This is a genomic window from Pseudomonas sp. Pso3 (assembly GCF_055393275.1).
The window spans coordinates 285,562-308,211 of record NZ_AP043687.1 but is presented as its reverse complement, the minus strand read 5'-3'; the positions used below and the strand labels follow the sequence as shown (position 1 = coordinate 308,211).

Below are 22,650 nucleotides of genomic sequence, written 5' to 3'. Positions count from 1 at the left end.
TCAAGGACCCGGGCAGACGAGCCGCGCCGTCAGACCCGCGGCGTCGGCAGCGAAGTGGTGTCGGACTCGCGCCACTGGCTCTGCAGGAGCTGCTGGCTGCGGTCCACATCGCCCAGCTGGATGGCCACCCTGGCCAGTTCGCCGGCGGTGACCGCGGACGGCCGCTGCGCCAGACTGCGCTCCAGATATTCGCGCGCCTTGCCCCACAGCTGGTTGTTCATGCACAACCGGCCCAGGGCCAGCAGCAGCACCGCATCCTGGGGGCGATCCTTGAGCCAGCCTTCGGCGTGGTGCAGCGGACGACTGGCATCGCGCGGACGCAGCTGGCCATAGAGCTCGACCAGGCGCTCGTCCCACTGGCGATTCAGGGTGATGTGCAGCACCTCTTCGGCCAGGTCGTCGCGGCCGATGGCGCGCAGCTGACGGGCATAGGCCAGCACCACCGAGGCATCGCCCTTGAGCGCCGTGGGCACCTGCTGCCACTGGGCATCCACCGCCGATTCCGCGCCCTGGGCGGGCACCTCGTCGAGGGTCGCGATCCAGACCTTGCGCTCCAGGTCGTCCTGCTCCTGGGGGCGCAGCACCTGCTGTTTGCGCAGTTGCGGCAGCAGGGCGATCAGTGCCGGCCAGTCGCGCAGGGTCACCTGCAGGCGCTGCAGTTGCAGCAGCACCTCGCCATTCTTCGGATACTTGGCCTGCAACGGCGCCAGGCTGTCACGGGCTTCCAGATACTGGCCGCGGTCGATCTGCAACCGGGCCTGCTGCAGACCGATGGCCAGGTCGGCCTGGGGCTCGCGCTCGCGGGCCTGGCGCAGCAGGCGGTCGCGTTCTTCGAGGTCGCCCAGTTCGTTGGCGGCGCGGGCGGCGCCCAGCAGGACGAACAGCGGCTGGTCGGCGTGCTCGGCGGCGCCTTTCAGGTGCTTGAGGGCACCGCTCCAGTTGCCTTCGGCCAGTTCCAGCTGACCCTTGTGGCGCGCCTGCTCCAGGCGGCGCTGGCGATTGTGCCGCGACCAGGGGTTGAGCACCTTGCCGGTCAGGCCGAGGGCGCCCAGCACCAGCTTGAGAATGTAGAGAGCCAGCCAGACCGCCACCAGCAGAGCCAGGAAGGCCCAGAGACTCGATTCGTAGCGGAAGTTGCTGTAGGACAGCAGCACGTAGCCCGGCTCCTTGGCCAGCACCACGGCAACGCCCAGGCCGACGAGCAGGGCGAACAGGAACAGCAGGTACAGGCGCTTCATGGGCGATTCTCCTGAGCCGCGCCGGCGGCGGCATTGTTCGGCTGGATTTGCTGACGCTGGGCGATGTAGGCCTGCAGCGCGGTCAGGGCCGGCGTCAGGTCAGGCGCCTCGAAGGTGACCGGCCGTTCGGCCAGCTCCTGCAGGCGCAGCTTGACCGCACGGCTGTCGGGATTCTGGTTGTTGAAGTGGGCGGCGAGGACGTCTTCGGCCTGCTCGATGGAGAGCCGGTAGACCTCCTGGTTGCCATTGAGCACGGCCCACTGCGCCTGCTCCAGCGCCAGGCTCATGGCCAGGCGCACCTGGGCCAGGGATTCCTCGGCCAGCAGCGGACGAATCGGCTGGTCGGCGGAAAAGTCGATGCGGAAGTAGCTGGAGATGCGCTGGCGGAAATCCTGCCACCACTGCTGCAGGGCATTGCTCGGCGGGACCGCGGCCTTCTCGACGCCGGGCTGGTCGGCCACGGTGGTGGAAAAGCGTGGCGGCAGGGGTTCCAGGCTCTGCACCTGATTGCGCAGCGATGCCAGCTGGACGAATTGCCCGGTGCGATCCAGGTCGGGCAGCTGGCGCAGGGTCTGCTGGGCATTGGCCAGTTGCTGGCGGGCGGCGAAGGCGGCCGGATCGTTCTGGGCCTTGAGGATGTCATCGACACCCTGCAGCAGATTCTGGGCGCTGGGCACGTCCTGCAGCGCGGTCATGCGCAGGGTGGCCATGCGCAGCAGGTGCTCGGCCTCGGTCAGGCGCCAGGCCTGGCGACTCTGGCCGACCACCTCCTTGAACTGTTCGGCGAGGTGCTGCTGGTCGCCCTGCAGCTCACCGAGCTGACGGCGGCGCTCTTCCAGCTCGTTGGCCGAGGGCAGGCGGCCCAGATCGGCACTCAACGCCTGGTTGCGCATTTCCAGCTGGCGCAGCTGGCTTCGCAGATCCTCGGCCTGGGCGGCCTGACTCTGCTCGGCCTGACGCACCTGCTGCAGTTGCCAGACGCTCCAGCCGCCGACACCCAGGCCACCGGCGGCCACCAGCAGGGCCAGCAGCGCCAGACCGGACGCCTTGCCCGAGCCCTTGCGGCGCACGCTTGCCGGTGGGGGTGCCGGCGGCGGCGAGGCGGGAGTCACGACAGGATCGGGAGAGACGTCGTCGGCGCGGGGGGCTTGAGTTTCGCTCACGGGAATTCCTTGTAGGGTCAATCCGGATGGTGATGGGCAAGCGCGGCGATCAGGGCGCCGGCGCTGGCGCCCTGGCACTCGATGATGAGCTCGCAGCCGCTGGCACGAGCCAGTTCGGCCACACGGGCGCTGGGTACCAGCAGGGGATAACGGCGCACCGCGGGCCAATCCGCACCCGCACAGGCCTGCAGATGCGCGAAACCCTGCCCACTGCTGACCATGATGGCATTCAGGCGTTCCGCTGCCAGGGTCTCTAGGACCTGCCCTGCGGGGTAGTCCGGGCACTGGCGGCGATAGAGTTCGAGCACCTCGACGCGGGCGCCGCGGGCGGTGAGGGTGTCGACCAGCAGGTCGCGGCCGCCCTCTCCGCGCAGCAGCAGCACCTCGGGCGCCGGGCGCTCTAGGGCTTCCTGCAAGGCCGGCAGGGCCAGCAGGCCTTCGCTGTCCTCACGCTGGGGATGGTGCACCTGCAGTCCATAGTCTTCGAGCACGGCGGCGGTGGCCGCGCCCACGGCGAACCAGGCCTGCAGCGGCGGTTGCGGCCAGTACTGATCGAGGGCGGCGAGGCCCATGCGGGCCGCCGGCTTGCTCACCACCAGCACGGCGGCATAGCGATCGAGATCGAGCCAGAGTGAGCGCTGTTCGGGGGTTTCCGCCAGGGGCTGCAATTCCAGCAGCGGCAGGCTGGCCGTGGCGATGCCCGCCGTGTCCAGGGCGGCGGCCAGGGGTGGATTCTCCTCCGCCGGCCGGGTCAGCAGCAGTCGCCAGGCGCTCATGATGCGCCGGAGACCCCATAGACGGCATCGAGAATGCCCTGGGCGCCCTGGGCCAGCAGGTCTTCGGCCACGGTCACGCCCAGCCCGGCCGGGTCGTTCAGCGGGCCGCGGGCCTCGGCACGCAGCAGCAGCCCGCCATCGGGCTGGCCGACCAGGCCGCGCAGCCAGAGCAGTTCGCCTTCCTGTACCGCATAGCAGGCGATGGGCACCTGGCAGCCGCCATTGAGACGCCGATTCAGGGCGCGCTCGGCGGCGACGCGGCGTTCGGTGTCGAAATGGTGCAGGGGTTCGAGCAGCGCATGGACCTCGGCATCGTCGGTCCGGCATTCGATGCCCACGGCGCCCTGGCCGCCCGCCGGCAGGCTGTCTTCGACGGTCAGGTATTCGCGGATGCGCTCGGCGAAGCCCAGGCGGATCAGCCCGGCCGCGGCCAGGATGATGGCGTCATAGTCATCGGCATCGAGCTTGGCCAGGCGGGTATTGACGTTGCCGCGCAGAAAGCGGATCTCGAGATCCGGGCGCAGGGCCAGCAACTGGGCCTGACGCCTCAGGCTGGAGGTGCCCACCACACTGCCCTGGGGCAATTCGGCAAGACCGGAATGGCGATTGGAAACGAAGGCATCGCGCGGGTCTTCCCGCTCGCAGATGGCATACAGCCCGAGACCTGCGGGGAATTCCATGGGCACGTCCTTCATGGAGTGCACGGCGATGTCGGCGCTGCCGTCGAGCAGGGCGTTTTCCAGTTCCTTGACGAACAGACCCTTGCCGCCGATCTTGGCCAGGGGCGCGTCGAGCAGCTTGTCGCCGCGACTGGTCATGGGCAGCAGACTCACCCGCAAGCCCGGGTGGGCCGCTTCGAGGCGGGCTTTCACATAGTCGGCTTGCCAGAGTGCCAGGGCACTCTGGCGCGTGGCGATACGGATTTCGCGGAGCATGGACATTACCGGCACGTCAGATTGCCGGCCATGATAGCAGGTCGACCGGCGCCCCTCCCCCGCTGCGCGCCGGTCGCCAACCCGCGAGCGACGTCAGATGCTGTGCATCAGGCGGCGCACACCGGCCACATGACGGCGGCTGACGGTCAGGGCGTCGCCGTTCATGCCCTTGAGGAACAACTGGAAGTGGCCCAGGGGCGTGCGCTGCAGGCGCTCGATGCGCTCGCGGGAGACCAGCGCATTGCGGTGGATGCGCACGAAGCGCTCACCGAATTCGTCTTCCAGCGCCTTGAGCGGTTCATCCAGCAGTACTTCGCCGCCAGAGTGTCTCAGGGTCACGTACTTGTGGTCGGCGATGAAATAGACCACGTCATCCAGGGGGATCAGCTCGATGCCCTTGCGGGTCCGGGCGCTGATATGGCTGCGCGGGCCAGGGCCACCGCTGGCCGGCGGCTTGGTCAGGGCCGCCAGCTGCATCCGGTTGGGTCGCTGGGCCTTGCTCAGGGCAGCGGCCAGGTCCTCCTGCCGCACCGGCTTGACCAGATAGCCCACGGCGCTGACCTGGAAGGCGTCGAGCGCGTATTCGTCGTGGGCGGTCACGAAGATCACCGCGGGCGGCGATTCGCGCTCGCAGAGACGCGCGGCCACCTGCAGACCGTCCAGACCCGGCATGCGGATGTCGAGCAGGACGATATCGGGCTTGAGGTTTTCAACCAAAGCGAGGGCTTCCTCACCGTTGGTGGCTGTTGGCTCCAGGGCGGTATAACCGTCCAGTTGCCCCACCAGACGGGCCAGACGCTCGCGCGCCAAGGGTTCGTCATCGACGATCAGGACATTCATAAGCTCAGGCTTCCCGCATGAGTCGCTCGCATGGATAGCGAAGAGACGTTGTATGCCGCTGGTCGCGGCGTTCGATTTTGAGACTCGCAGCTGGTCCGAAAAGTGCCGTCAATCGCGCCTCGATATTGCTTAAAGCTTGACGGGTGCCCTTGGGTGGGCGTGGCTGCTGCTCCACCTCGGGGTCATAGGGGTTGCTGATGACCAGCTCGAACACCCCCTCCCGGTAGGTGGCGAAGATGGTGACCAGGCCCCCTTCGATGCGCGGCGCCACACCATAGATCAGGGCGTTTTCCAGCAGCGGCTGCAGCGTCAGCTGGGGAATCGGCAGGTCCGCCGGCACCCCGTCCACGTCCCACTGCAACTGCAGGCGATCGCCCAGGCGCAGGCGCTCGATCTCCAGATAGCGCCGCGACAGCTCCAGCTCCTCGACCCAGCGCACCTTGGTGCCGGGCTGGGCGAGGCTGGCGCGAAACAGCGCCGACAGGTCCAGCACCGCGCGCTCGGCCTTGTCGGCGTCCAGGGCGACCAGGCTGGCGATGCTGTTCAGGCTGTTGAACAGGAAATGCGGGCGGATGCGCGCCTGCAGCGACTCGATGCGCGCCTGCAATTCGGCCTGCTGCTGGCGGCGCCACTGGCTCTGCAGCCAGAAGTAGCGCAGCAGCAGCATGGACATGATCAGGGCGATCAGCGCGTGCCTCATGTACAGCCGCACCTCGCCGACCCGCTGTAGCGGTCCGGCCAGCTGCAGCCAGTCGGCCACCAGGGTGCAGAGCAGGGTCAGGGCCACCACGATGGCGCAGCAGAAACCGCCCGCCACCACCGGTCTATGGCGTGCCAGCCAGGGCCGCAGGCGACAGAGCAGCGCCGCCGACAGCAGCACGATCCACTGCACGAACAGCGACACCAGCGCCAGGCGGATCCAGTTGAACTGCAGGGTGAAGGGTTCTGCCAGCACCAGGACCAGCACCAGCAGCTCGGCCAGCACCACCAGCACGAGCAGGGCCTCCGGTTCGCAGAGCGCCGGGACGAAGAAGTCGTCGACCTTGACCGGTCGGGGGGTTTTGCGGCGTTCGAGTATCATGGAGGCAGTGTGGGTCAGATACCACTCGTCGGCAAGTCGGCTCCGTTGAATCGGGCCGGCACCCGCTCAGGACTGCTATCATCGGCCCCCTCCTTTCCTTACCGACAAGCCCAGCAGCAGGCCGATCCATGAGCAGCGAAAAAACCAACCAGTCCTGGGGCGGACGCTTCAGCGAACCCGTCGACGCCTTCGTCGCCCGCTTCACCGCCTCGGTGGACTTCGACAAGCGTCTCTACCGCCACGACATCCTCGGCAGCCAGGCCCATGCCCGCATGCTGACCCAGGCCGGAGTGCTCAGCGAAGCCGAGCGCGATGCCATCGTCGCCGGACTGGACGAGATCCGCGGCGAGATCGAGGCCGGCACCTTCGAGTGGCGCGTCGACCTGGAAGACGTGCACATGAACATCGAGGCGCGCCTGACCGAGCGCCTGGGCGTGGTCGGCAAGAAGCTGCACACCGGTCGCAGCCGCAATGACCAGGTGGCCACCGACATCCGCCTCTGGCTGCGCGACGAGATCGATGCCATCCTCGTCGAGCTCGACCGCCTGCAGGCCGGCCTGCTGCAACTGGCCGAGACCGAAGCCGACACCATCATGCCCGGCTTCACTCACCTGCAGACCGCGCAACCGGTGACCTTCGGTCACCACCTGCTGGCCTGGTTCGAGATGCTCTCCCGCGACCACGAGCGCCTGGTCGACTGCCGCAAGCGCGTCAATCGCATGCCCCTGGGCAGCGCGGCGCTGGCCGGCACCACCTACCCCATCCAGCGCCAGGTCACCTGCGAGCTGCTGGGCTTCGAGGCCATCGGCGGCAACTCCCTGGACGGCGTCTCGGATCGCGACTTCGCCATCGAATTCTGCGCCGCGGCCTCCCTGGCAATGATGCACCTGTCGCGTTTCTCCGAAGAGCTGGTGCTCTGGACCAGCGCCCAGTTCCAGTTCATCGACCTGCCCGATCGCTTCTGCACCGGCTCCTCGATCATGCCGCAGAAGAAGAACCCCGACGTGCCCGAGCTGGTACGCGGCAAGACCGGCCGGGTGTTCGGCGCCCTCACCGGCCTGCTGACCCTGATGAAGGGCCAGCCGCTGGCCTACAACAAGGACAACCAGGAAGACAAGGAACCGCTGTTCGACGCCGCCGACACCCTGCGCGACTCCCTGCGCGCCTTCGCCGACATGGTCCCGGCCATCAAGCCCAAGCGCGAGATCATGCGCGAGGCGGCCCGCCGCGGCTTCTCCACCGCCACCGATCTCGCCGACTACCTGGTGCGCAAGGGCCTGCCCTTCCGTGACTGCCACGAGATCGTCGGCCATGCGGTCAAGTACGGCGTGGACAGCGGCAAGGACCTGGCCGAGATGAGCCTGGACGAACTGCGGCGCTTCAGCGACCAGATCGAGCAGGACGTCTTCGCCGTCCTGACCCTGGAAGGCTCGGTCAACGCCCGCGACCACATTGGCGGTACCGCCCCGGCCCAGGTCCGCGCCGCCGTGCAGCGCGGCCGCGCGCTGCTGGCCCAGCGCTAACGCCTGCCACTGCGCCTCTCGCCTACCCCTCCGCGGGTGGGCGGGAACGCCGCCGGCCGAAGACCCCACCCCTGCCGCTCATCGGCCGCGCCAAAGGGCGCAAGAGCTCCTTCCACCGCCCCGCAGGCGCCTGGTCCGACGGCAAGGGCTCTAGGCCAGGGGTCTCCGCGCAGGAGGCCTGAAAGCCGGTCGAACGAGCGCCGACCAGCCGTTGATAGGTACGACGACTGGTGCTCAGGAAGGAGACCCGGCAGCCGATACTGGAGGCTTGACCAGCCGTTCGAGTCAAGTCTCATGCGCCTTTCAGCCTGTTCCCTCCTGCTTTGCGGAATGTTCGCCGCGGCTTCCAGCCAGGCCGCCCTGCCGCCGCCGCTGCCACAGACGCTCACCTGGCATGTCCAGCTGAACGGCGTGCTGCAAAAGCCCAATCGCACCCTCTACGACATCGATCTCTATGACACCAGCAAGGCGGTGATCGCCAATCTGAAGGGCAATGGGAAGACGGTGATCTGCTATTTCAGCGCCGGCACCTGGGAAGACTGGCGGCCCGACGCCGCCCTCTATCCCAAGGCCGCCCTGGGCAAGGCGCTGGACGCCTGGCCGGGCGAGCGCTGGCTGGACATCCGTCGCGCCGACGTTCGCGCCCTGCTGGCCAAGCGGCTGGACCTGGCCGTGCAGAAGGGCTGCCAGGGGGTGGACCCGGACAACGTCGATGGCTTCAGCAACCCCAACGGCCTCAAGCTGACCCGGGCCCAGCAGCTGGATTTCCTCAACTGGCTGGCCGACGAGGCGCACAAGCGCAGTCTGCTGGTGGGCCTGAAGAACGCCGTCGACCTGGTGCCGAGCCTCTACACCAAGTTCGACTTCGCCCTCAACGAGAGCTGCTACGACTACGCCGAGTGCAACGCCTACAGCTACTTCCGCACCCAGAAGAAGCCGGTGATGATCATCGACTACGGCCTCTACAGCACCAAGCGCTGCAGCCAGGCCAAGACCTCGGGCTACAACCTGCAATTCTACCCGCTGTCGCTGGCGGCGCTGGGCACCGCCTGCAAGTAGCCGCGAGAGCCTATTCAAAGGCTCGCGAGCTAGAGCCAAACAAGGCGAAAAGGCCTGAGGAAGCGGAGTTTACGAGTGGTAAATGAGCATTCCGAAGGCCTTTTCAACGTAGTTTGGCCGACGCGCAGCAGACTTTGAGCGGGCTCTCAGTCGAGGCCGGCCTTCTTGTGTGACCGCTGCCCCAGCGCGATCCAGTCCAGATCGCCTTCGCCCTGAGCGACGGCCTCCAGCAGGTTGTCCCTCAGGACGCTGGCGAAGGGTAGCGGTACCGCCTTCTCCTGACCGGCCGCCAGGGCCAGGCCGACGTCCTTGAGTCCCAGGCTGAGCTTGAAGGCCGCCGGCGAGAACTTTCGCTCGGTCAGCAGGCGCCCGTAATTCTGGTACACCGGCGCGGCGAACAGGGTGCTGGTGAGGATCTCCAAGAGTGCCGCGGGCTCCACGCCATAGCTGCGCGCCAGGGCGGTGCTCTCGCCCATGGTCTCGATGGCACTGGCGATCATGAAGTTGCCGGCGATCTTGACCACATTGGCCTGCCGCGGCTCCGCGCCCACCGGCCAGGTCTTGCGCCCCAGCACATCGAGCAGTGGCTGGACCCGCGCGATCGCTTCAGGATCCCCTGCCACCACGATGTTGAGCTGGCCACTGGCGGCCACGTCGGTACGCCCGAACACCGGCGCCGCCACGTAGCCCACGCCGGCCTCGGTATGGCGCGCGGCCAGTTCGTCGACCAGGGCCACCGACATGGTGGCCATGCTGACGTGGACCAGCCCGGCCTGCGCCCGCTGCAAGGCGCCGCTGTCGAGGATCACTTCGCGGGTGGCCGCGTCATTGGCCAGGATGCTGAAGACCACCTCGGTCTCGAAGGCCTCCGCGGGCGACGCCGCCGCGCGGGCGCCCTGGGCGACCAGGCCCTGCACCGGCTCCGGGGAGCGATTCCAGACCACCACCTCATGACCGGCCTTGAGCAGATTGGCGGCCATGCCCTGGCCCATGCCGCCCAGGCCGATGAATCCGATACGCATAGCTTTGCCTCCTCAAGGTGCGATGGATGCCGCCGGCTACAACCAGCGGCGAAATTTGAACCAGGCATAGGGAATCAGCGCCGAGACCACCATGGCGCCCAGCGCCAGCGGATAGCCGAAATGCCAGTCCAGCTCCGGCATGACCTTGAAGTTCATGCCGTAGATGGTGCCCACCAGGGTCGGCGGCAGGAACAGCACCGAGGCGATGGTGAACACCTTGACGATGTTGTTCTGCTCCACGCTGATCAGGCCCAGGGTGGCATCGAGCAGGAAGCCGATCTCGCCGTTCATCTTGGCCTGGTAGTCGCTCAGCGAGCGGACGTCGCGTTCCAGCGTCTTGAACCAGGTCTTGGCCGTGCCGGAGATCCAGGTCGCCCCCGCCCGGCGCAGGTAGGAGACGATGCGATTGATGCCCAGCAGGCTCTCGCTGAGCTGCGCCAGCAGCTGGTTGCTGCGGCCCAGTTGCTTGACGATGGATTGCAGGTCGGTCTTGGGCTGCTGCTTTTCCTGTTGCGGATCCAGGGGTTCGCGAAACACCGCCTTGGCCAGGCGATTGAGGTGCGCCTGCACCGATTCGAGGATGTCGGCCACGCGGTCCACCAGGCTGTCCAGCAGCGAGGCGAAGATGACGTCGCTGCGACAGTGCTGCCGTGCCTGCTGCTGGGCCTTGCCGAGAAAGGCCTTGAAGGCGGCCAGCTCGGCGTAGCGCACCGTCACCAGCCAGTCGGGGGTCAGCACGAAATTGACCACCGAGGCCTGCGGCTGATGCTCACTGAAGCCGCTGACCACCGTGGTGGTCAGGTGCAGGGCCTGGTCGGTCTGATAGAGTCGCGAAGATTCCTCGATCTCGGCGATTTCTTCCCGGGTGGGGATGTCCATCGCCAGCGCCTGTTCGAGATAGCGTTCCTCTGCCTCGCTGGGGTCGAGCAGATCGACCCAGAGCAGATCCGCGGGCAGCGGGTCTCCCGGCGACAGTGGCTGGGCGACCAGCTCGTCGGCGGACAGGCGATAGCAGGTGATCATCGAGAAGACTCCAGGCCGGCATCAGGGGTCGCACTGTAACAAAAGGTATCCAGACATGATTGACCACGCCGATGACGAAGAATCCTTTGTCTCCTCGCATCTAATCGAAGCGGTGGAGAATCAGCTTGCCGCCGGCGAGCCGAGCTATGTGCAGGCGGTACTCAACAAGCTGACCCTGGTCGGCTATGACCGCGAGGAAGCGGTGCTGCTGATGGCCCAGGCGCTGTCCTGCGAGATCGCCGCCATGCTCGATGCCGACCGCCCCTTCGACGGCGCCCACTACGAGCGCCTGTTGCGGGCCCTGCCGGACCTGCCCGAGATCGCGGACGACTAGGCCTCGGCCGGCTCCAGCGCCAGCAGCTCCACCTGCTGCTCCTTGCCACCCGGCACCGGCCAGCTCAGGTGCTCGCCGGGCGTGGCTCCGAGCAGCGCGCTGCCGGCCGGCGCCAGCACCGAGACCCGCCCCTCGCCACCGGCGTCCTCCGGATAGACCAGCACCACCTGGTACTCCTTGCCGGTATCGGTCTCGCGGCAGCGTACGCGCGAATTCATGGTCACAACCGCGCCGATCTCGTCGGGCGCCACCACCCGGGCCTGGGCCAGTTCCTCGTCCAGGGCCTCGGCCACGGGGCCGAATTCGGGCAGGGCATCGAGCAGGCGTTCGAGACGGGGCAGGTCGACGGCGGAAACGGTAATGGGCGATGCGTGGCGCATGGCGGACTCCTGGAGGACGAGACGGTGCGATCCCCGCCGCGGGAGGCGGCCGGACCACCGGGGATGACGGGCGGCAGGCGCCCAGCGGGAAGCCGCCTGAGGCGGCAAAAGAAAACGGCGCTCGAAAGGCGCCGTCAGGTCACGCTAGCACAGGGGTCTCGGCAGCGGTCAAGCCGCACCGACCGCAGGTCGTTACAGCCCCGGCAGGGCCACGCTCTCGCCGGTCTGCTCCAGGGTCACCCGTACCAGCAGCGCGCCGAGGGTTTCGGACGAGGTGTCGCAGATCCAGTTCTGGCCATCCCAGTCGAAGTGATAGCCACCCGAGCGCGCCGCCACCCAGAGCTGCACCAGCGGAGGCTGGCGGCTGAGAATGACCTGGCTGCCGTTGTCGAACTTGATCGTCAGCACGCCACCGGCATTTTCCAGATCGAGGTCCAGACCGCTGTCGTCATAGGCGTCCTCGACCTGACGCTGGGTCTGGTCGACGAGGTGATGGAATTGCGCTTCGCTGAGCCGGCTCATGACGATCCTCGAAAGAAGGGAAAGAATCGCCGCACGGTAGCGGGCCGCCCAGATGACGTCCAGTCGCGACGGCGGCCGGCAGCTGCGCTTCAGCCATCCGGGCGTGTCAAAGAGTCGTTCAACCCCGTTATACTCCGGGCAATATTCGCCTGAATAAAGGTTTAGCGTCATGAAGCGCCTGTCTCTTCTCTTCATCGCCTGCGCCTGCCTGCTGGCCGGCTGCGGTCAGAAAGGCCCGCTGTACCTGCCCGACGACCAGAAAGCCGCCAAAGAACACCGCCACGACGTGTTCTAAGGAGCCACCATGGAAGTCTTCGCTGTCCGTGCAGGTGAACTGCATGCGGAAGGGGTAGCCCTGAGCGCCGTGGCGCAGGAATTCAGCACCCCCGCCTACGTCTACTCGCGAGCGCACATCGAGGGCCAGTACCGCGCCTATACCGATGCGCTGGCCGGTCTGCCGCACCTGGTCTGCTTTGCCGTCAAGGCCAACTCCAACCTCGGCGTGCTCAACGTCCTGGCCCGTCTCGGCGCCGGCTTCGACATCGTTTCCCGCGGTGAACTGGAGCGCGTCCTGGCCGCCGGTGGCGATCCGCACCGGGTGGTGTTCTCCGGGGTCGGCAAGACCCGTGACGACATGCGCCGTGCCCTGGAAGTGGGCGTGCACTGCTTCAACGTCGAATCCACCGACGAGCTGGAACGGCTGCAACAGGTGGCCGCGGAGCTGGGTGTGGTCGCGCCGATCTCGCTGCGGGTCAATCCCGACGTCGACGCCGGGACCCACCCCTACATCTCCACCGGCCTCAAGGAAAACAAGTTCGGCATCGACATCGCCGACGCCGAGGCGGTCTACGCCCGCGCCGCCGAACTGCCCAACCTGGACATCCTCGGGGTGGACTGCCACATCGGCTCCCAACTCACCACCCTGCCGCCCTTCCTCGACGCCCTCGACCGCTTGCTGGCGCTGATCGACCGCCTCGCCGAGCGCGGTATCGTCCTGCGCCACCTGGACCTCGGTGGCGGCCTGGGCGTGCGCTATCGCGACGAGCAGCCGCCGCTGGCCGGCGACTACATCCAGGCCATCCGCGAGCGCATCGCCGGGCGTAACCTGACGCTGGTGTTCGAACCCGGCCGCTTCATCGTGGCCAACGCCGGTGTCCTGCTGACCCGCGTGGAATACCTCAAGCACACCGCCCACAAGGACTTCGCCATCGTCGATGCGGCGATGAACGACCTGATCCGTCCGGCGCTGTACCAGGCCTGGATGGCGGTGGAGCCGGTGACTGCGCGCCAGGGCGATGCCCGCCGCTACGACCTGGTCGGCCCCATCTGCGAGACCGGCGACTTCCTCGCCAAGGACCGCGAGCTGGTCCTGGCCGAAGGCGATCTGCTGGTCATCCGCTCCGCTGGGGCCTATGGCTTCACCATGAGTTCCAACTACAACACCCGTGGCCGTGCCGCCGAGGTGATGGTGGATGGCGACCAGGCGCACCTGGTCCGTCGGCGCGAGACGCTGGAAGAACTCTTCGCGGGCGAGAGCCGGCTGCCGGCCTGAGGGGAGTTCCATGCAACTGCGCTTCACCAAGATGCACGGTCTGGGCAACGACTTCATGGTCCTCGACCTGATCAGCCAGCACGCGCACATCCAGCCCAAGCACGTCCGTCTGTGGGGTGACCGCAAGACTGGCATCGGCTTCGATCAGCTGCTGATCGTCGAGACCCCCAGCACCCCGGACGTGGACTTTCGCTATCGCATCTTCAACGCCGATGGCTCCGAGGTCGAACAGTGCGGCAACGGTGCCCGCTGCTTCGCCCGCTTCGTCTTCGACAAGCGCCTGACGGTCAAGAAGCAGATCCGCGTCGAGACCAAGGGCGGCATCATCGAACTGCTGCTCAAGGGCGACGGCCAGGTCCGCGTGGACATGGGCGCACCGCGCCTGCAGGCGGCCGAGATCCCCTTCATCGCCGAGACGGAGACCCTGAGTCATGCCGTTCAGGTCGAGGGCGAGACGGTCGAACTGGCGGTGGTCTCCATGGGCAATCCCCATGGCGTGCTGCGCGTCGCCGACGTCGACCAGGCGCCGGTACTGACCCTCGGGCCCAAGCTGGAATGCCATCCGCGCTTTCCGCAAAAGGCCAATATCGGCTTCCTGCAGGTCATCGACGCCCAGCGCGCCCGCCTGCGGGTCTGGGAACGCGGTGTCGGCGAAACCCGCGCCTGCGGCACCGGTGCCTGCGCCGCCGCGGTAGCCGGTATCCGCCAGGGCTGGCTGAAATCGCCGGTGAGCATCGAATTGCCGGGTGGCCTGCTCAACATCGAGTGGGACGGCGTCGGTCAATCGGTGCTCATGACCGGTCCGGCCACCCGTGTCTACGAAGGCCAGGTAAGAGTATGAGCGACACCCCCGAACTGACCGCGGACCAGGTCGCCGACTGGCTGCTGGATCATCCGCATTTCTTCGCCGATCGCGAAGAGCTGCTGGCGGAGATGCGCGTGCCCCATCAGCGGGGTACCGCCATCTCCCTGGTCGAGCGGCAACTCGGTCTCTTGCGCGATCGCAACGGCGAGATGCGCCATCGCCTGACCCACCTGATGGACGTGGCGCGGGACAACGACCGGCTGTTCGACAAGACCCGCCGGCTGATCATCGGCCTGCTCGACGCCAACAGCCTCGAAGAGGTGATAGGCACCGTCGAAGACAGCCTGCGCCATGAATTCAAGGTGCCCTACGTCGGCCTCATCCTGTTCCACGAGCATCCCCTGCCGGTCGGCCGCAGCGTCACCCCCGCCGAGGCGCAAAAGGTGATCGGTGGCCTGCTGGGCGGCGAGAAGACCACCAGCGGCGTCCTGCGCGCCCACGAACTGGCCTTCCTGTTCGGTGATTCGGCCAAGGAAGAGGTCGGCTCCGCCGCCGTCGCCGCCCTCTCCCACCAGGGCCTGCATGGCGTCCTGGCGATCGGCAGTCCCGATCCCCAGCACTATCGCAGCAGCCTGGGCACCCTGTTCCTCAGCCATGTGGCGGAAGTCCTGGCGCGGGTCCTGCCGCGCTTTCCCGTCCCCTTGCGTACGGTGCGCTGAGCCCGGGAGCGGAGCATGCAGGTCCAGCTCGATGCCTATCTCGATCATCTGCGCCTGGAACGCCAGGTTTCGCCCCACACCCTCGACGGCTACCGGCGCGACCTGCGCAAGCTGCTGAGCTTCGCCGAAGCCGAAGGCCTGAGCGACTGGGGCGGCCTGGACAGTCGGCGCCTGCGCGCCCTGATCGCCCAGCTGCACCGGGCCGGCGCCTCCAGTCGCAGCCTGGCGAGGCTGCTGTCGGCCTGCCGCGGCTTCTATCTCTATCTGATCCGCGAAGGCCACTGCAGCCAGGACCCGGCCCACGGCCTCTCGCCGCCCAAGGCGCAGAAGGCCCTGCCCAAGGTGCTCGATGTCGACCGCTCCATGCAGCTGCTCGACGGCGCCGTGGAGGACGACTTCCTCGCCCTGCGCGACCAGGCCCTGCTGGAGCTGTTCTACAGCTCCGGGCTGCGGCTGTCCGAGCTGGTGGGGCTGGACCTGGCGGATGTGGACCTGGCCCAGGGCCTGGTCCAGGTGCGCGGCAAGGGCAACAAGGAGCGGGTGCTGCCCATCGGCAGCAAGGCCCGCGACGCCCTGGAGACCTGGCTCAAGGTCCGGCTCCAGGCCGCACCGCGTGACGACGCCCTGTTCATCGGCCAGCGCGGTCTGCGCCTGACGCCCCGCGCGGTACAGCTGCGGGTGCGCGAGGCCGGCGTGCGCGAGCTGGGCCAGCATCTGCATCCGCACATGCTCAGGCACAGCTTCGCCAGCCACATGCTCAGTGCCTCCGGCGATCTGCGCGCGGTCCAGGAGCTGCTCGGCCACGCCGACATCGCCACCACCCAGATCTACACCCACCTGGACTTCGGCCAGCTCGCCGAGGTCTATGACAAGGCGCACCCCCGCGCCAAGCGCAAGGCCAGCCGATGACGATTCGCCTCGTGACCTTCGACCTCGACGACACCCTCTGGGAAATCGCCCCGGTCATCCACTCCGCCGAAGCCCTGCTGCGTGACTGGTTCGCCGCCTCCGCGCCGCGGCTGGGCAGCGTGCCGGTCGAGCACCTCTGGGCGATTCGCGATCGCCTGCTGCAAGAGGACGCCGGTCTCAGGCACCGGGTCAGCGAGCTGCGCCGCCGGGTCATCCATCAGGCGCTGCTCGATGCCGGCTATGGCGAACCCGAGGCCGCGCAGCTGGCCGAAGCGGGCTTCGCGGTCTATCTGGCCGCCCGCCAGCAGGTCACCCTGTTCGATGACGTCCACCCCACCCTGGAGCAACTCGCCGATCGCTACACCCTGGGGGTGCTGACCAATGGCAATGCGGACGTCCAGACCATCGGCCTGGCCGACTATTTCCGCTTCGCCCTGAATGCCGAGCAGCTGGGCATCGGCAAACCCGATCCCACGCCCTTTCGCGAAGCGCTGCGCCTCACCGGCATTCCCGCCGAAGCCACCGTGCACGTGGGCGATAACCCCGTGGATGACGTCCAGGGCGCCCAGCGCGCCGGCATTCGCGCCGTCTGGTTCAATCCCCTGCAGCATCCCTGGCAGGGGCCTGGCCAACCGGATGCGGAGGTCCGCAGCTTGAGCGAGCTTCCCGCCGTCCTGGCAGGCTGGTAAGCCAGCGGAAAACATTAGCAATACTAAATAGCGAAAAGCTGATTTATTTCCGCTCGCCAGCCATCTACTAGACCCCTGGGTTCTGTTAACCAATCGCCAAAATATTCGTCACATTTATTGCCTTGCCTGGCAGAGGCTTTGCGACTCCCTTCACCAAAAGCTTCGGCCTCGGCCGTTTTTTTGCCAAGCACACCTCATTTGGCCGCCGATTCACCCGGATCAACGGCATTAATAGCCGTCTCGCTGGCCGGATTTGCCGTTCGGACCTCGCGTTGACAGTCCAAACCCTTTTGACAATCATTGCCCCAGGTTCGAAGTAGCGCTGGGATTGCGCGCTGAACCTGCTGCCGTACAGGTCAGGGAAGACAGCATTACCTCCCCCTCCTCTGCGTCTCGCCGATGGCTTTTCAAGTTCCTGTTTTCTGCGTTGTCGGGTCTTGATATCGGTAAATAACCCTCTGTTCATCCCGTCCAGGTGCAAACCCGTGCGGTAGCCATGTCCCGACCGGACCGGTTACCACCCAAGACACGGCAAACCTGTGCGGTAGCCATGCCCAGGCACTGGACAGCAGGGGACGATCACCGTGCCAGCGAGCACCTGCAGGACTACATGGATGTCACCTGAACTGGACTTAACTCTTTTCGCTCATGCCACTTCAGTCTTGCCTGCAACAGGCGGGCGAGTGGCTGCCCAGCCAAACGAACTTCAGCACCCTTAAGGCGGCACGCAGTGTGGCCGGAATCAGCGGGTAAAGATCGCAAGTCTTCGGCAGATGGCCGTGAGCAAGTTGCTGTACACCCGGCGCCGATACTTTCGAATTAATTACCGGCAATGGCTGGGACCGGTACTGACCGACGTTCATCAGACGGTCACTCAATCAATAAAGATTAAAACGATCTCTTGAATTTCTTGCTGACTGCCGGGCACTGCGAAAGCCAGTTTCTACCACGTTAATTGCGCCCCGATTGCGCACAGAGAGGATGCCCCGATGGCAAGGAATGATCTATCGGAATCGACATTAGGATGTCTAATTGGCGGCGCCGGTCCGGCGGGCCTGGGATTCCTGTTCAATGCCATCAAGCGTGGCGCCCTGGAGCAGCTGGCCCAGGCCGGCACCATCATCGTCGATGCCGGGACCGAACTCGGCGCCGGCAAGCTGGGTGACTATCAGATCATCGCCAACTCGGTCAGCGACGTCTTTCTGGACTGCCTGCGCGATCCCCTGCTGGCGCCCATCCTGGCCCCGCTGCAGGCCTCGCCGACCTTTCGCCACCTCAAGCTGAATTCCCAGGAAGCGCCGGCGCTGCCCATCGTCGGCCAGCTCTTCCAGCAGGCCGCCGGCCTGGTCCTGCCCTGGCTCGAACGCCAGTACGGCATCCCCACCTGGCGCCAGACCCGCATCACCGAAGTGACCTGCGAAGGCTCGAGCTATGTCGTCTGGCTGGAACAGGCCGGTGCCATCCGCCGCGTGCGCACCTCCAGCCTAGTCCTCAACCTGGGTGGCCAGCAGACCCGCCACAGCTTCGAGGAAAGCATCCAGGCCATGGGCCTGCAGCTGCCCCAGAGCGCCTCGATGGACAGCTCCGACAATCTGCTGCGCCTGCAACCCGAGGCCCTGCGCCAGCGCTATCGGGCGCGCCTCAAGGATGGCGGTCCGATCTGCGTGGTCGGCGGCTCCCACAGTGCCTTCTCCGCCCTGGACAACCTGGCCAGCGCCCTGCACCACGATGGTCTGCGCGAGCTGACCCTGGTCCATCGCTCGCCGATCCGGCTGTTCTACGAGACCGCCGCCGAAGCCCTGGCCGCCGGCTACGACTTCGACCCGATCCAGGACATCTGCCCCATTTCCAAGCGGGTCAACCGTTCCGGCGGACTGCGCTACCGCGCCCACGAGATCGGTCGCCAGGTCCTTGCCGGTCAGGGCATCGGCGGCACCCCGGTCAAGGTCAGGACGCTGCAGCTGGATGGTGGCGCCGACCAGCTCGCCAGCGCCCAGACGCTGTTCGACAGCGCCGCCCTGCTGGTCCAGGGCATGGGTTACCAACCCATAGTGCCCGAGCTGCGCTGCCAGGACGGCCGGCCGCTGACCCTGCGCACCCTGCGCGGCGGCCTGGACTCCGACGCCGCCGGCAGTCCGCTGGACCAGCACGGCCAGCGCCTCAAGGGCCTGCACCTGTTCGGCCTGGGCTCGGGATTGGCGGTGGATCCCCGCCTGGGAAGCGAAGCGTCCTTTTCCGGACGCATCTACGGGGTCTGGCAGTTCCACAACGATGCCAGTCGCGAGGCCCTGGAGTCGGTTCTGGAGCGCCTGGACAAGCCCGGCGCCTCCTTCCGGCAACCGGCCAGCCCGGTCGCCGAGCACGCTTGACCGAACCGACACGTATCAAGGACTCGATAAGCAGGTACCGGATCATGATCAATGTGACCAAGCCCTACCTTGGCGATAAGGAACGCTTCAAGGCGTATATCGACAAGATCTACGCCAACAACTGGATCACCAACCAGGGCCCTTTGCACGCGCAACTCGAAGAGCGCCTGCGCGACTATCTGGGCGTCAGAAACATCATCCTGGTCAACAACGGTACCCTGGCCCTGCAGGTCGCCTATCGCGCCCTGGGCCTGACCGGCAGTGCCATCACCACGCCGTTCAGCTTTGTCGCCACCACCAGCACCCTGCACTGGGAAGGGATCCGGCCGGTGTTCGCCGACATCCACCCGGAAACCTGGAACCTGGATCCGGCCAACGTCGAGGCCGCCATTGAGCCTGACACCTCGGCCATCGTCGCCACCCACGTGTTCGGCAATCCCTGCGACGTCCGCGGCCTGCAGCAGGTCGCCCAGCGCCACGGCCTGAAGGTCGTCTACGACGGCGCCCATGCCTTCGGCACCCTGTTCGAAGGCCGCTCGGTACTGCAGTGGGGCGACATCACCACCGTCAGCTTCCACGCCACCAAGCTGTTCCACACCATCGAAGGCGGCGCGATCATCACCGAGGACGACGAACTCGCCGAGCGCGTCCGCCGCATGATCAACTTCGGCATCGTCGATGCCGAGCGCATCGAGGGCGTCGGCATCAACGCCAAGCTCAACGAGGTCTCCGCGGCCATGGGGCTGTGCATCCTCGACGAGCTGGAAGACATCCTGGCCCGCCGCGCCGTCATCGGTCAGCACTATGAAAGACGCCTGCAGGGCGCCTTCGACCTGCAGCGCCCCACCTACGGGACCCAGCTGAACTACAGCTACTTCCCGGTGGCCCTGCGCGACGAGCCGAGTCTGCTGGATACCAAGAAGGCGCTGAACGCCGTCGGCATCAATCCGCGCCGCTACTTCTATCCGTCGCTGGAAACCCTGGATTACCTGCAGCCCCAGGCGATCAAGCCGGTCTCGCGCAAGCTGAGTCACCGCATCCTCTGCGTGCCGCTCTATCCGGACCTGCCGCAGGCGACCCAGGACCTGCTGATCGACACCCTGCTCCTGGCGCAGCAGAAAAAGACCAGCATGGAATCCTTGCGGGCACTCATCACCCCGGCACAGCTGCTGCCGAGCTGGGATTTTCCCGGCGACTCCTCTCCTGTTCTAACCTGACCCTGGCCCGCTATCTCCCATGACCAGTCCCGCGAAAGTGTCGGTGTTGCGCAACACCCTGATCAACTATGCCGGCCAAGCCTATGCGCTGCTGATCGGCATCTTGATCCAGCCGATGTATCTCGGTCATCTGGGTGCCGAAACCTATGGTCTGATCGGCTTCTTCGCCGTGCTGCAGACCTGGCTGCAACTCCTCGACGTCGGCATTTCCGCCTCGCTGGTCCGCGACGTCGCCCACGGCCGCGGTCAGACCGGCGCGGGGCGTACCCGCGGCCAGCTGCTGCGCTCGCTGGAATTCATCTTCATCCCCCTGGCGACCCTGGCCTTCGTCGCCATCGAGCTGAATTCGGAGTGGATGGCGGGGCATTGGCTCAACGTCCAGGGCCTGCCCACCGAGACCGTGGCCCACTGCATCGGCCTGATGGGGCTGATGATCGCCTTCCGCCTGCTGTCGACGCTGTACAAGAGCGGCGTCCAGGGGGTCGAGCTGCACGGCTGGCTGAACATGGTCAACGTGCTGATCGCCACGGTGCGCTACTTCGGCGGCCTGGTCCTGGTGATGTGGATTTCCCAGGAGCCGCTGGACTTCTTCGTGTTCCAGGCCTTCGTCGCCGTGTTCGAGATGCTGGTCTATGCGCTCAAGGCCTATCGCCTGCTGCCCAACCCCACCTGGTGGAGCGGCTTCGACTGGCAGCGGGTCAAGCCCATCGTGCCCTTCGCCCTGAGCATGTCCTTTACCTCGATCCTGTGGATCGCCCTGACCCAGCTCGACAAGCTGGTGCTGTCCAAGGCGCTGCCCCTGGCCGAGTACGGCTACTTCAGCCTGGTGGCGCTGATCTCCACCGGCATCGTGACCCTGACCAATCCGCTGGTGCAGGCGCTGTTGCCACGCATGACGGTGCTGGTGTCCCAAGACAAGCCGCTCGAACTGGAACGGCTCTATCGCAACGCGGCGCGCTTCGCCTTCGCCATCCTGCTGCCGCTGGCGGCCATGGTGGCCTTCCATGGCGAGGCGCTGGTCTTTGCCTGGACCGGCGACAAGGTCTCCGCCCACTGGAGCGAGCCGATCCTGTTCTGGTACGCCCTGGGCTCGGCGCTGCTCGCCCTCAGCCAGTTCCAGTTCTACCTGCAGTACGCCTACGGCAAGTTGCGCCTGCACGTCTGGTACAGCCTGGTATCGGCGGCCATCTCGGTGCCCATCGTGATCCTGGTGGTCCTGCACTACGGCGCCTATGGCGCGGCGCTGGCCTGGTTCTTCATGCGCCTGATCCCCTTCGTGATCTGGCCGATGATCGTCCACGGCCGCTTCGCGCCGAATCTGCAGCGCTACTGGAACCAGGATCTGCTGGTGGCCGTGGTGGTGACCGCCATCGGCGTGGGCCTGAGCAAGCTGCTGTATCAAGAGATTCAACCGCAGGAGCGGTTCTCCATCCTGGCCACCCTCGCCCTGGGCGGTGGCCTGACCCTGGTGCTGATGGCGCTGAGCTACGTGCTCTGTTCTCCGAAACAGACCCGCTCGCGCCTGTTTTCCCAACTCTACAAAGCAGGTATCTGACATGGACGCTCGGACCGAAGCAGAGATCATGAAGCACTGGCCGACGAATTGCAGTCGGCCGGTCGCCAGCATCGTCTGCCTGACCTTCAACCATCGTGATTACATCGGCCAGGCCATCGACGGCTTCCTGCGCCAGCAGACCGATTTCCCCTTCGAGATCATCGTCAACGACGACGCCTCGACCGATGGCACCCGGGAAATCCTCCAGGACTACGAGCGCCGCTACCCCCGGCTGATCCGCCTGATCCTGCAAAAGGAAAACCAGTACAGCCAGGGCAAGCCCTATGGCATGCCGGTGTTCCAGCACGCCCGCGGCGACTACATCGCCTATTGCGAAGGCGACGACTACTGGAACGATCCGCGCAAGCTGCAGCTGCAGGTGGACTTCCTGGAGAACAACCGGGACTACGCCCTGACCTTCCACGCCTCCTATGCCTTCAACAGCACGGGGATCGTCAATCCGCAGCGGTTCAATGGCCAGGATCACTACGATCGCAGCGAAACCGACCTGAAGAAGGCCCTGCCGCTGTCGACCCTGACCGCCTGCTTCCGCAACGTCCTGCGCGAACTGCCGCCGGAGCTGGAAACCGCCGCGCTCATGGACATCGTCTGGTGGTCGCTGCTGGGTGCCCACGGCAAGGGCAAGTTCATGGACGAGATCCGCCCCGCCGCCTACCGCGTGCACGAGGGCGGGATCTTTTCCATGCGCGCCAGCCAGAAGCGCCTGCAGATGGATCTCCACACCCAGTACTGCCTGGCCAACTACTACTACCGCCTGGGCGAACGCGACCTGCATGTCTTCTTCCTGCGCCAGGTCCTGAGTCTTTCGCTGTCCTCGATTCCGCCGACGCAGAAGGTCAAGGCGCTCCTGCGGGCGGTAAGCAACATCACCCTCAACATCGGCCGACGCTTCGCCCCCAAGCGCGTCACCTACTGAAC

23 protein-coding genes are annotated in these 22,650 nt (G+C 66.4%); 13 read left to right on the top strand and 10 right to left on the bottom strand.

Annotated elements, in window-relative coordinates:
* Window positions 1–29: 29 nt before the first annotated feature.
* From ACZ5R1_RS01455 to ACZ5R1_RS01430, 6 genes are all read right to left on the bottom strand, one after another.
* Window positions 30–1,238, bottom strand: coding sequence for a heme biosynthesis HemY N-terminal domain-containing protein (locus ACZ5R1_RS01455; protein ID WP_027598174.1), 1,209 nt, complete (start codon window positions 1,236–1,238; stop codon window positions 30–32).
* A complete protein-coding gene (locus ACZ5R1_RS01450) occupies window positions 1,235–2,401 on the bottom strand; it encodes a uroporphyrinogen-III C-methyltransferase (RefSeq protein ID WP_042135286.1) in 1,167 nt (388 codons plus the stop codon). The genes ACZ5R1_RS01455 and ACZ5R1_RS01450 overlap by 4 nt, the downstream gene beginning before the upstream one ends.
* A gap of 17 nt (window positions 2,402–2,418) precedes the next feature.
* Window positions 2,419–3,177, bottom strand: a complete 759-nt coding sequence (locus ACZ5R1_RS01445; RefSeq protein ID WP_042135284.1) for a uroporphyrinogen-III synthase — start codon at window positions 3,175–3,177, stop codon at window positions 2,419–2,421.
* Window positions 3,174–4,112 carry a hydroxymethylbilane synthase gene (hemC, locus tag ACZ5R1_RS01440; protein WP_037007646.1) on the bottom strand — a complete coding sequence of 313 codons (939 nt, stop codon included), beginning with the start codon at window positions 4,110–4,112 and terminating at the stop codon, window positions 3,174–3,176. Before hemC ends, ACZ5R1_RS01445 begins: the two co-directional genes overlap by 4 nt.
* A gap of 93 nt (window positions 4,113–4,205) precedes the next feature.
* Window positions 4,206–4,952, bottom strand: coding sequence for a LytR/AlgR family response regulator transcription factor (locus ACZ5R1_RS01435; RefSeq protein ID WP_007161369.1), 747 nt, complete (start codon window positions 4,950–4,952; stop codon window positions 4,206–4,208).
* A 4-nt stretch (window positions 4,953–4,956) separates the two neighbouring features.
* The gene (locus ACZ5R1_RS01430; protein ID WP_007161370.1) at window positions 4,957–6,033 is read right to left on the bottom strand and encodes a sensor histidine kinase; all 1,077 of its coding nucleotides are present in this window, start codon (window positions 6,031–6,033) and stop codon (window positions 4,957–4,959) included.
* Window positions 6,034–6,161: 128 nt separating this feature from the next.
* Between ACZ5R1_RS01430 and argH the strand changes: the two genes are divergently transcribed.
* Both argH and ACZ5R1_RS01420 read left to right on the top strand, forming a co-directional pair.
* Window positions 6,162–7,556: an argininosuccinate lyase gene (argH, locus tag ACZ5R1_RS01425; RefSeq protein WP_115945129.1), complete on the top strand. Its 1,395-nt coding sequence runs from the start codon at window positions 6,162–6,164 to the stop codon at window positions 7,554–7,556.
* Window positions 7,557–7,886: 330 nt separating this feature from the next.
* Complete coding sequence (locus tag ACZ5R1_RS01420) at window positions 7,887–8,615, top strand: endo alpha-1,4 polygalactosaminidase (RefSeq protein ID WP_144961253.1); 729 nt, start codon at window positions 7,887–7,889, stop codon at window positions 8,613–8,615.
* 146 nt (window positions 8,616–8,761) lie between these two features.
* Here the strand turns inward: ACZ5R1_RS01420 and ACZ5R1_RS01415 are convergent, their stop codons facing one another.
* Both ACZ5R1_RS01415 and ACZ5R1_RS01410 read right to left on the bottom strand, forming a co-directional pair.
* Window positions 8,762–9,637, bottom strand: coding sequence for an NAD(P)-dependent oxidoreductase (locus ACZ5R1_RS01415; RefSeq protein WP_464712773.1), 876 nt, complete (start codon window positions 9,635–9,637; stop codon window positions 8,762–8,764).
* A gap of 36 nt (window positions 9,638–9,673) precedes the next feature.
* On the bottom strand, window positions 9,674–10,660 hold the full coding sequence (locus ACZ5R1_RS01410) for a magnesium transporter CorA family protein (RefSeq protein ID WP_007161374.1): 987 nt from the start codon (window positions 10,658–10,660) through the stop codon (window positions 9,674–9,676).
* Between the two features lie 55 nt (window positions 10,661–10,715).
* Between ACZ5R1_RS01410 and ACZ5R1_RS01405 the strand changes: the two genes are divergently transcribed.
* The gene (locus ACZ5R1_RS01405) at window positions 10,716–10,994 is read left to right on the top strand and encodes a hypothetical protein (RefSeq protein WP_027600343.1); all 279 of its coding nucleotides are present in this window, start codon (window positions 10,716–10,718) and stop codon (window positions 10,992–10,994) included.
* On the opposite strand, the gene rnk is transcribed toward ACZ5R1_RS01405, so the two are convergent.
* Together rnk and cyaY are read right to left on the bottom strand one after the other, a co-directional pair.
* A complete protein-coding gene (rnk, locus tag ACZ5R1_RS01400) occupies window positions 10,991–11,374 on the bottom strand; it encodes a nucleoside diphosphate kinase regulator (RefSeq protein ID WP_027598166.1) in 384 nt (127 codons plus the stop codon). The genes ACZ5R1_RS01405 and rnk overlap by 4 nt on opposite strands.
* Window positions 11,375–11,566: 192 nt before the next feature.
* Complete coding sequence (cyaY, locus tag ACZ5R1_RS01395; RefSeq protein WP_027598165.1) at window positions 11,567–11,896, bottom strand: iron donor protein CyaY; 330 nt, start codon at window positions 11,894–11,896, stop codon at window positions 11,567–11,569.
* Between the two features lie 169 nt (window positions 11,897–12,065).
* Here cyaY and lptM point away from each other — a divergent pair, with 169 nt between their 5' ends.
* From lptM to ACZ5R1_RS01345, 10 genes are all read left to right on the top strand, one after another.
* Window positions 12,066–12,191: an LPS translocon maturation chaperone LptM gene (gene lptM / locus ACZ5R1_RS01390; protein ID WP_007161378.1), complete on the top strand. Its 126-nt coding sequence runs from the start codon at window positions 12,066–12,068 to the stop codon at window positions 12,189–12,191.
* Between the two features lie 9 nt (window positions 12,192–12,200).
* Window positions 12,201–13,448 (top strand): diaminopimelate decarboxylase, encoded by a 1,248-nt coding sequence (gene lysA, locus ACZ5R1_RS01385; protein ID WP_464712772.1) that lies wholly within the window; start codon window positions 12,201–12,203, stop codon window positions 13,446–13,448.
* A gap of 10 nt (window positions 13,449–13,458) precedes the next feature.
* The gene (gene dapF / locus ACZ5R1_RS01380; RefSeq protein WP_007161380.1) at window positions 13,459–14,289 is read left to right on the top strand and encodes a diaminopimelate epimerase; all 831 of its coding nucleotides are present in this window, start codon (window positions 13,459–13,461) and stop codon (window positions 14,287–14,289) included.
* On the top strand, window positions 14,286–14,972 hold the full coding sequence (locus tag ACZ5R1_RS01375; RefSeq protein ID WP_007161381.1) for a DUF484 family protein: 687 nt from the start codon (window positions 14,286–14,288) through the stop codon (window positions 14,970–14,972). Before dapF ends, ACZ5R1_RS01375 begins: the two co-directional genes overlap by 4 nt.
* A gap of 15 nt (window positions 14,973–14,987) precedes the next feature.
* On the top strand, window positions 14,988–15,881 hold the full coding sequence (gene xerC / locus ACZ5R1_RS01370; RefSeq protein WP_027598163.1) for a tyrosine recombinase XerC: 894 nt from the start codon (window positions 14,988–14,990) through the stop codon (window positions 15,879–15,881).
* Entirely contained in the window at window positions 15,878–16,570 is a 693-nt protein-coding gene (locus ACZ5R1_RS01365; protein WP_027598162.1) for an HAD family hydrolase, read from the top strand. Before xerC ends, ACZ5R1_RS01365 begins: the two co-directional genes overlap by 4 nt.
* 989 nt (window positions 16,571–17,559) lie before the next feature.
* A complete protein-coding gene (locus ACZ5R1_RS01360; protein ID WP_464712771.1) occupies window positions 17,560–18,939 on the top strand; it encodes a pyridine nucleotide-disulfide oxidoreductase in 1,380 nt (459 codons plus the stop codon).
* A 44-nt stretch (window positions 18,940–18,983) separates the two neighbouring features.
* Window positions 18,984–20,156 carry a DegT/DnrJ/EryC1/StrS family aminotransferase gene (locus tag ACZ5R1_RS01355; protein WP_007161385.1) on the top strand — a complete coding sequence of 391 codons (1,173 nt, stop codon included), beginning with the start codon at window positions 18,984–18,986 and terminating at the stop codon, window positions 20,154–20,156.
* 19 nt (window positions 20,157–20,175) lie between these two features.
* The gene (locus ACZ5R1_RS01350) at window positions 20,176–21,711 is read left to right on the top strand and encodes a lipopolysaccharide biosynthesis protein (protein ID WP_027600347.1); all 1,536 of its coding nucleotides are present in this window, start codon (window positions 20,176–20,178) and stop codon (window positions 21,709–21,711) included.
* A gap of 1 nt (window position 21,712) precedes the next feature.
* Window positions 21,713–22,648, top strand: coding sequence for a glycosyltransferase family 2 protein (locus tag ACZ5R1_RS01345; RefSeq protein WP_007161387.1), 936 nt, complete (start codon window positions 21,713–21,715; stop codon window positions 22,646–22,648).
* Window positions 22,649–22,650 lie beyond the last annotated feature (2 nt).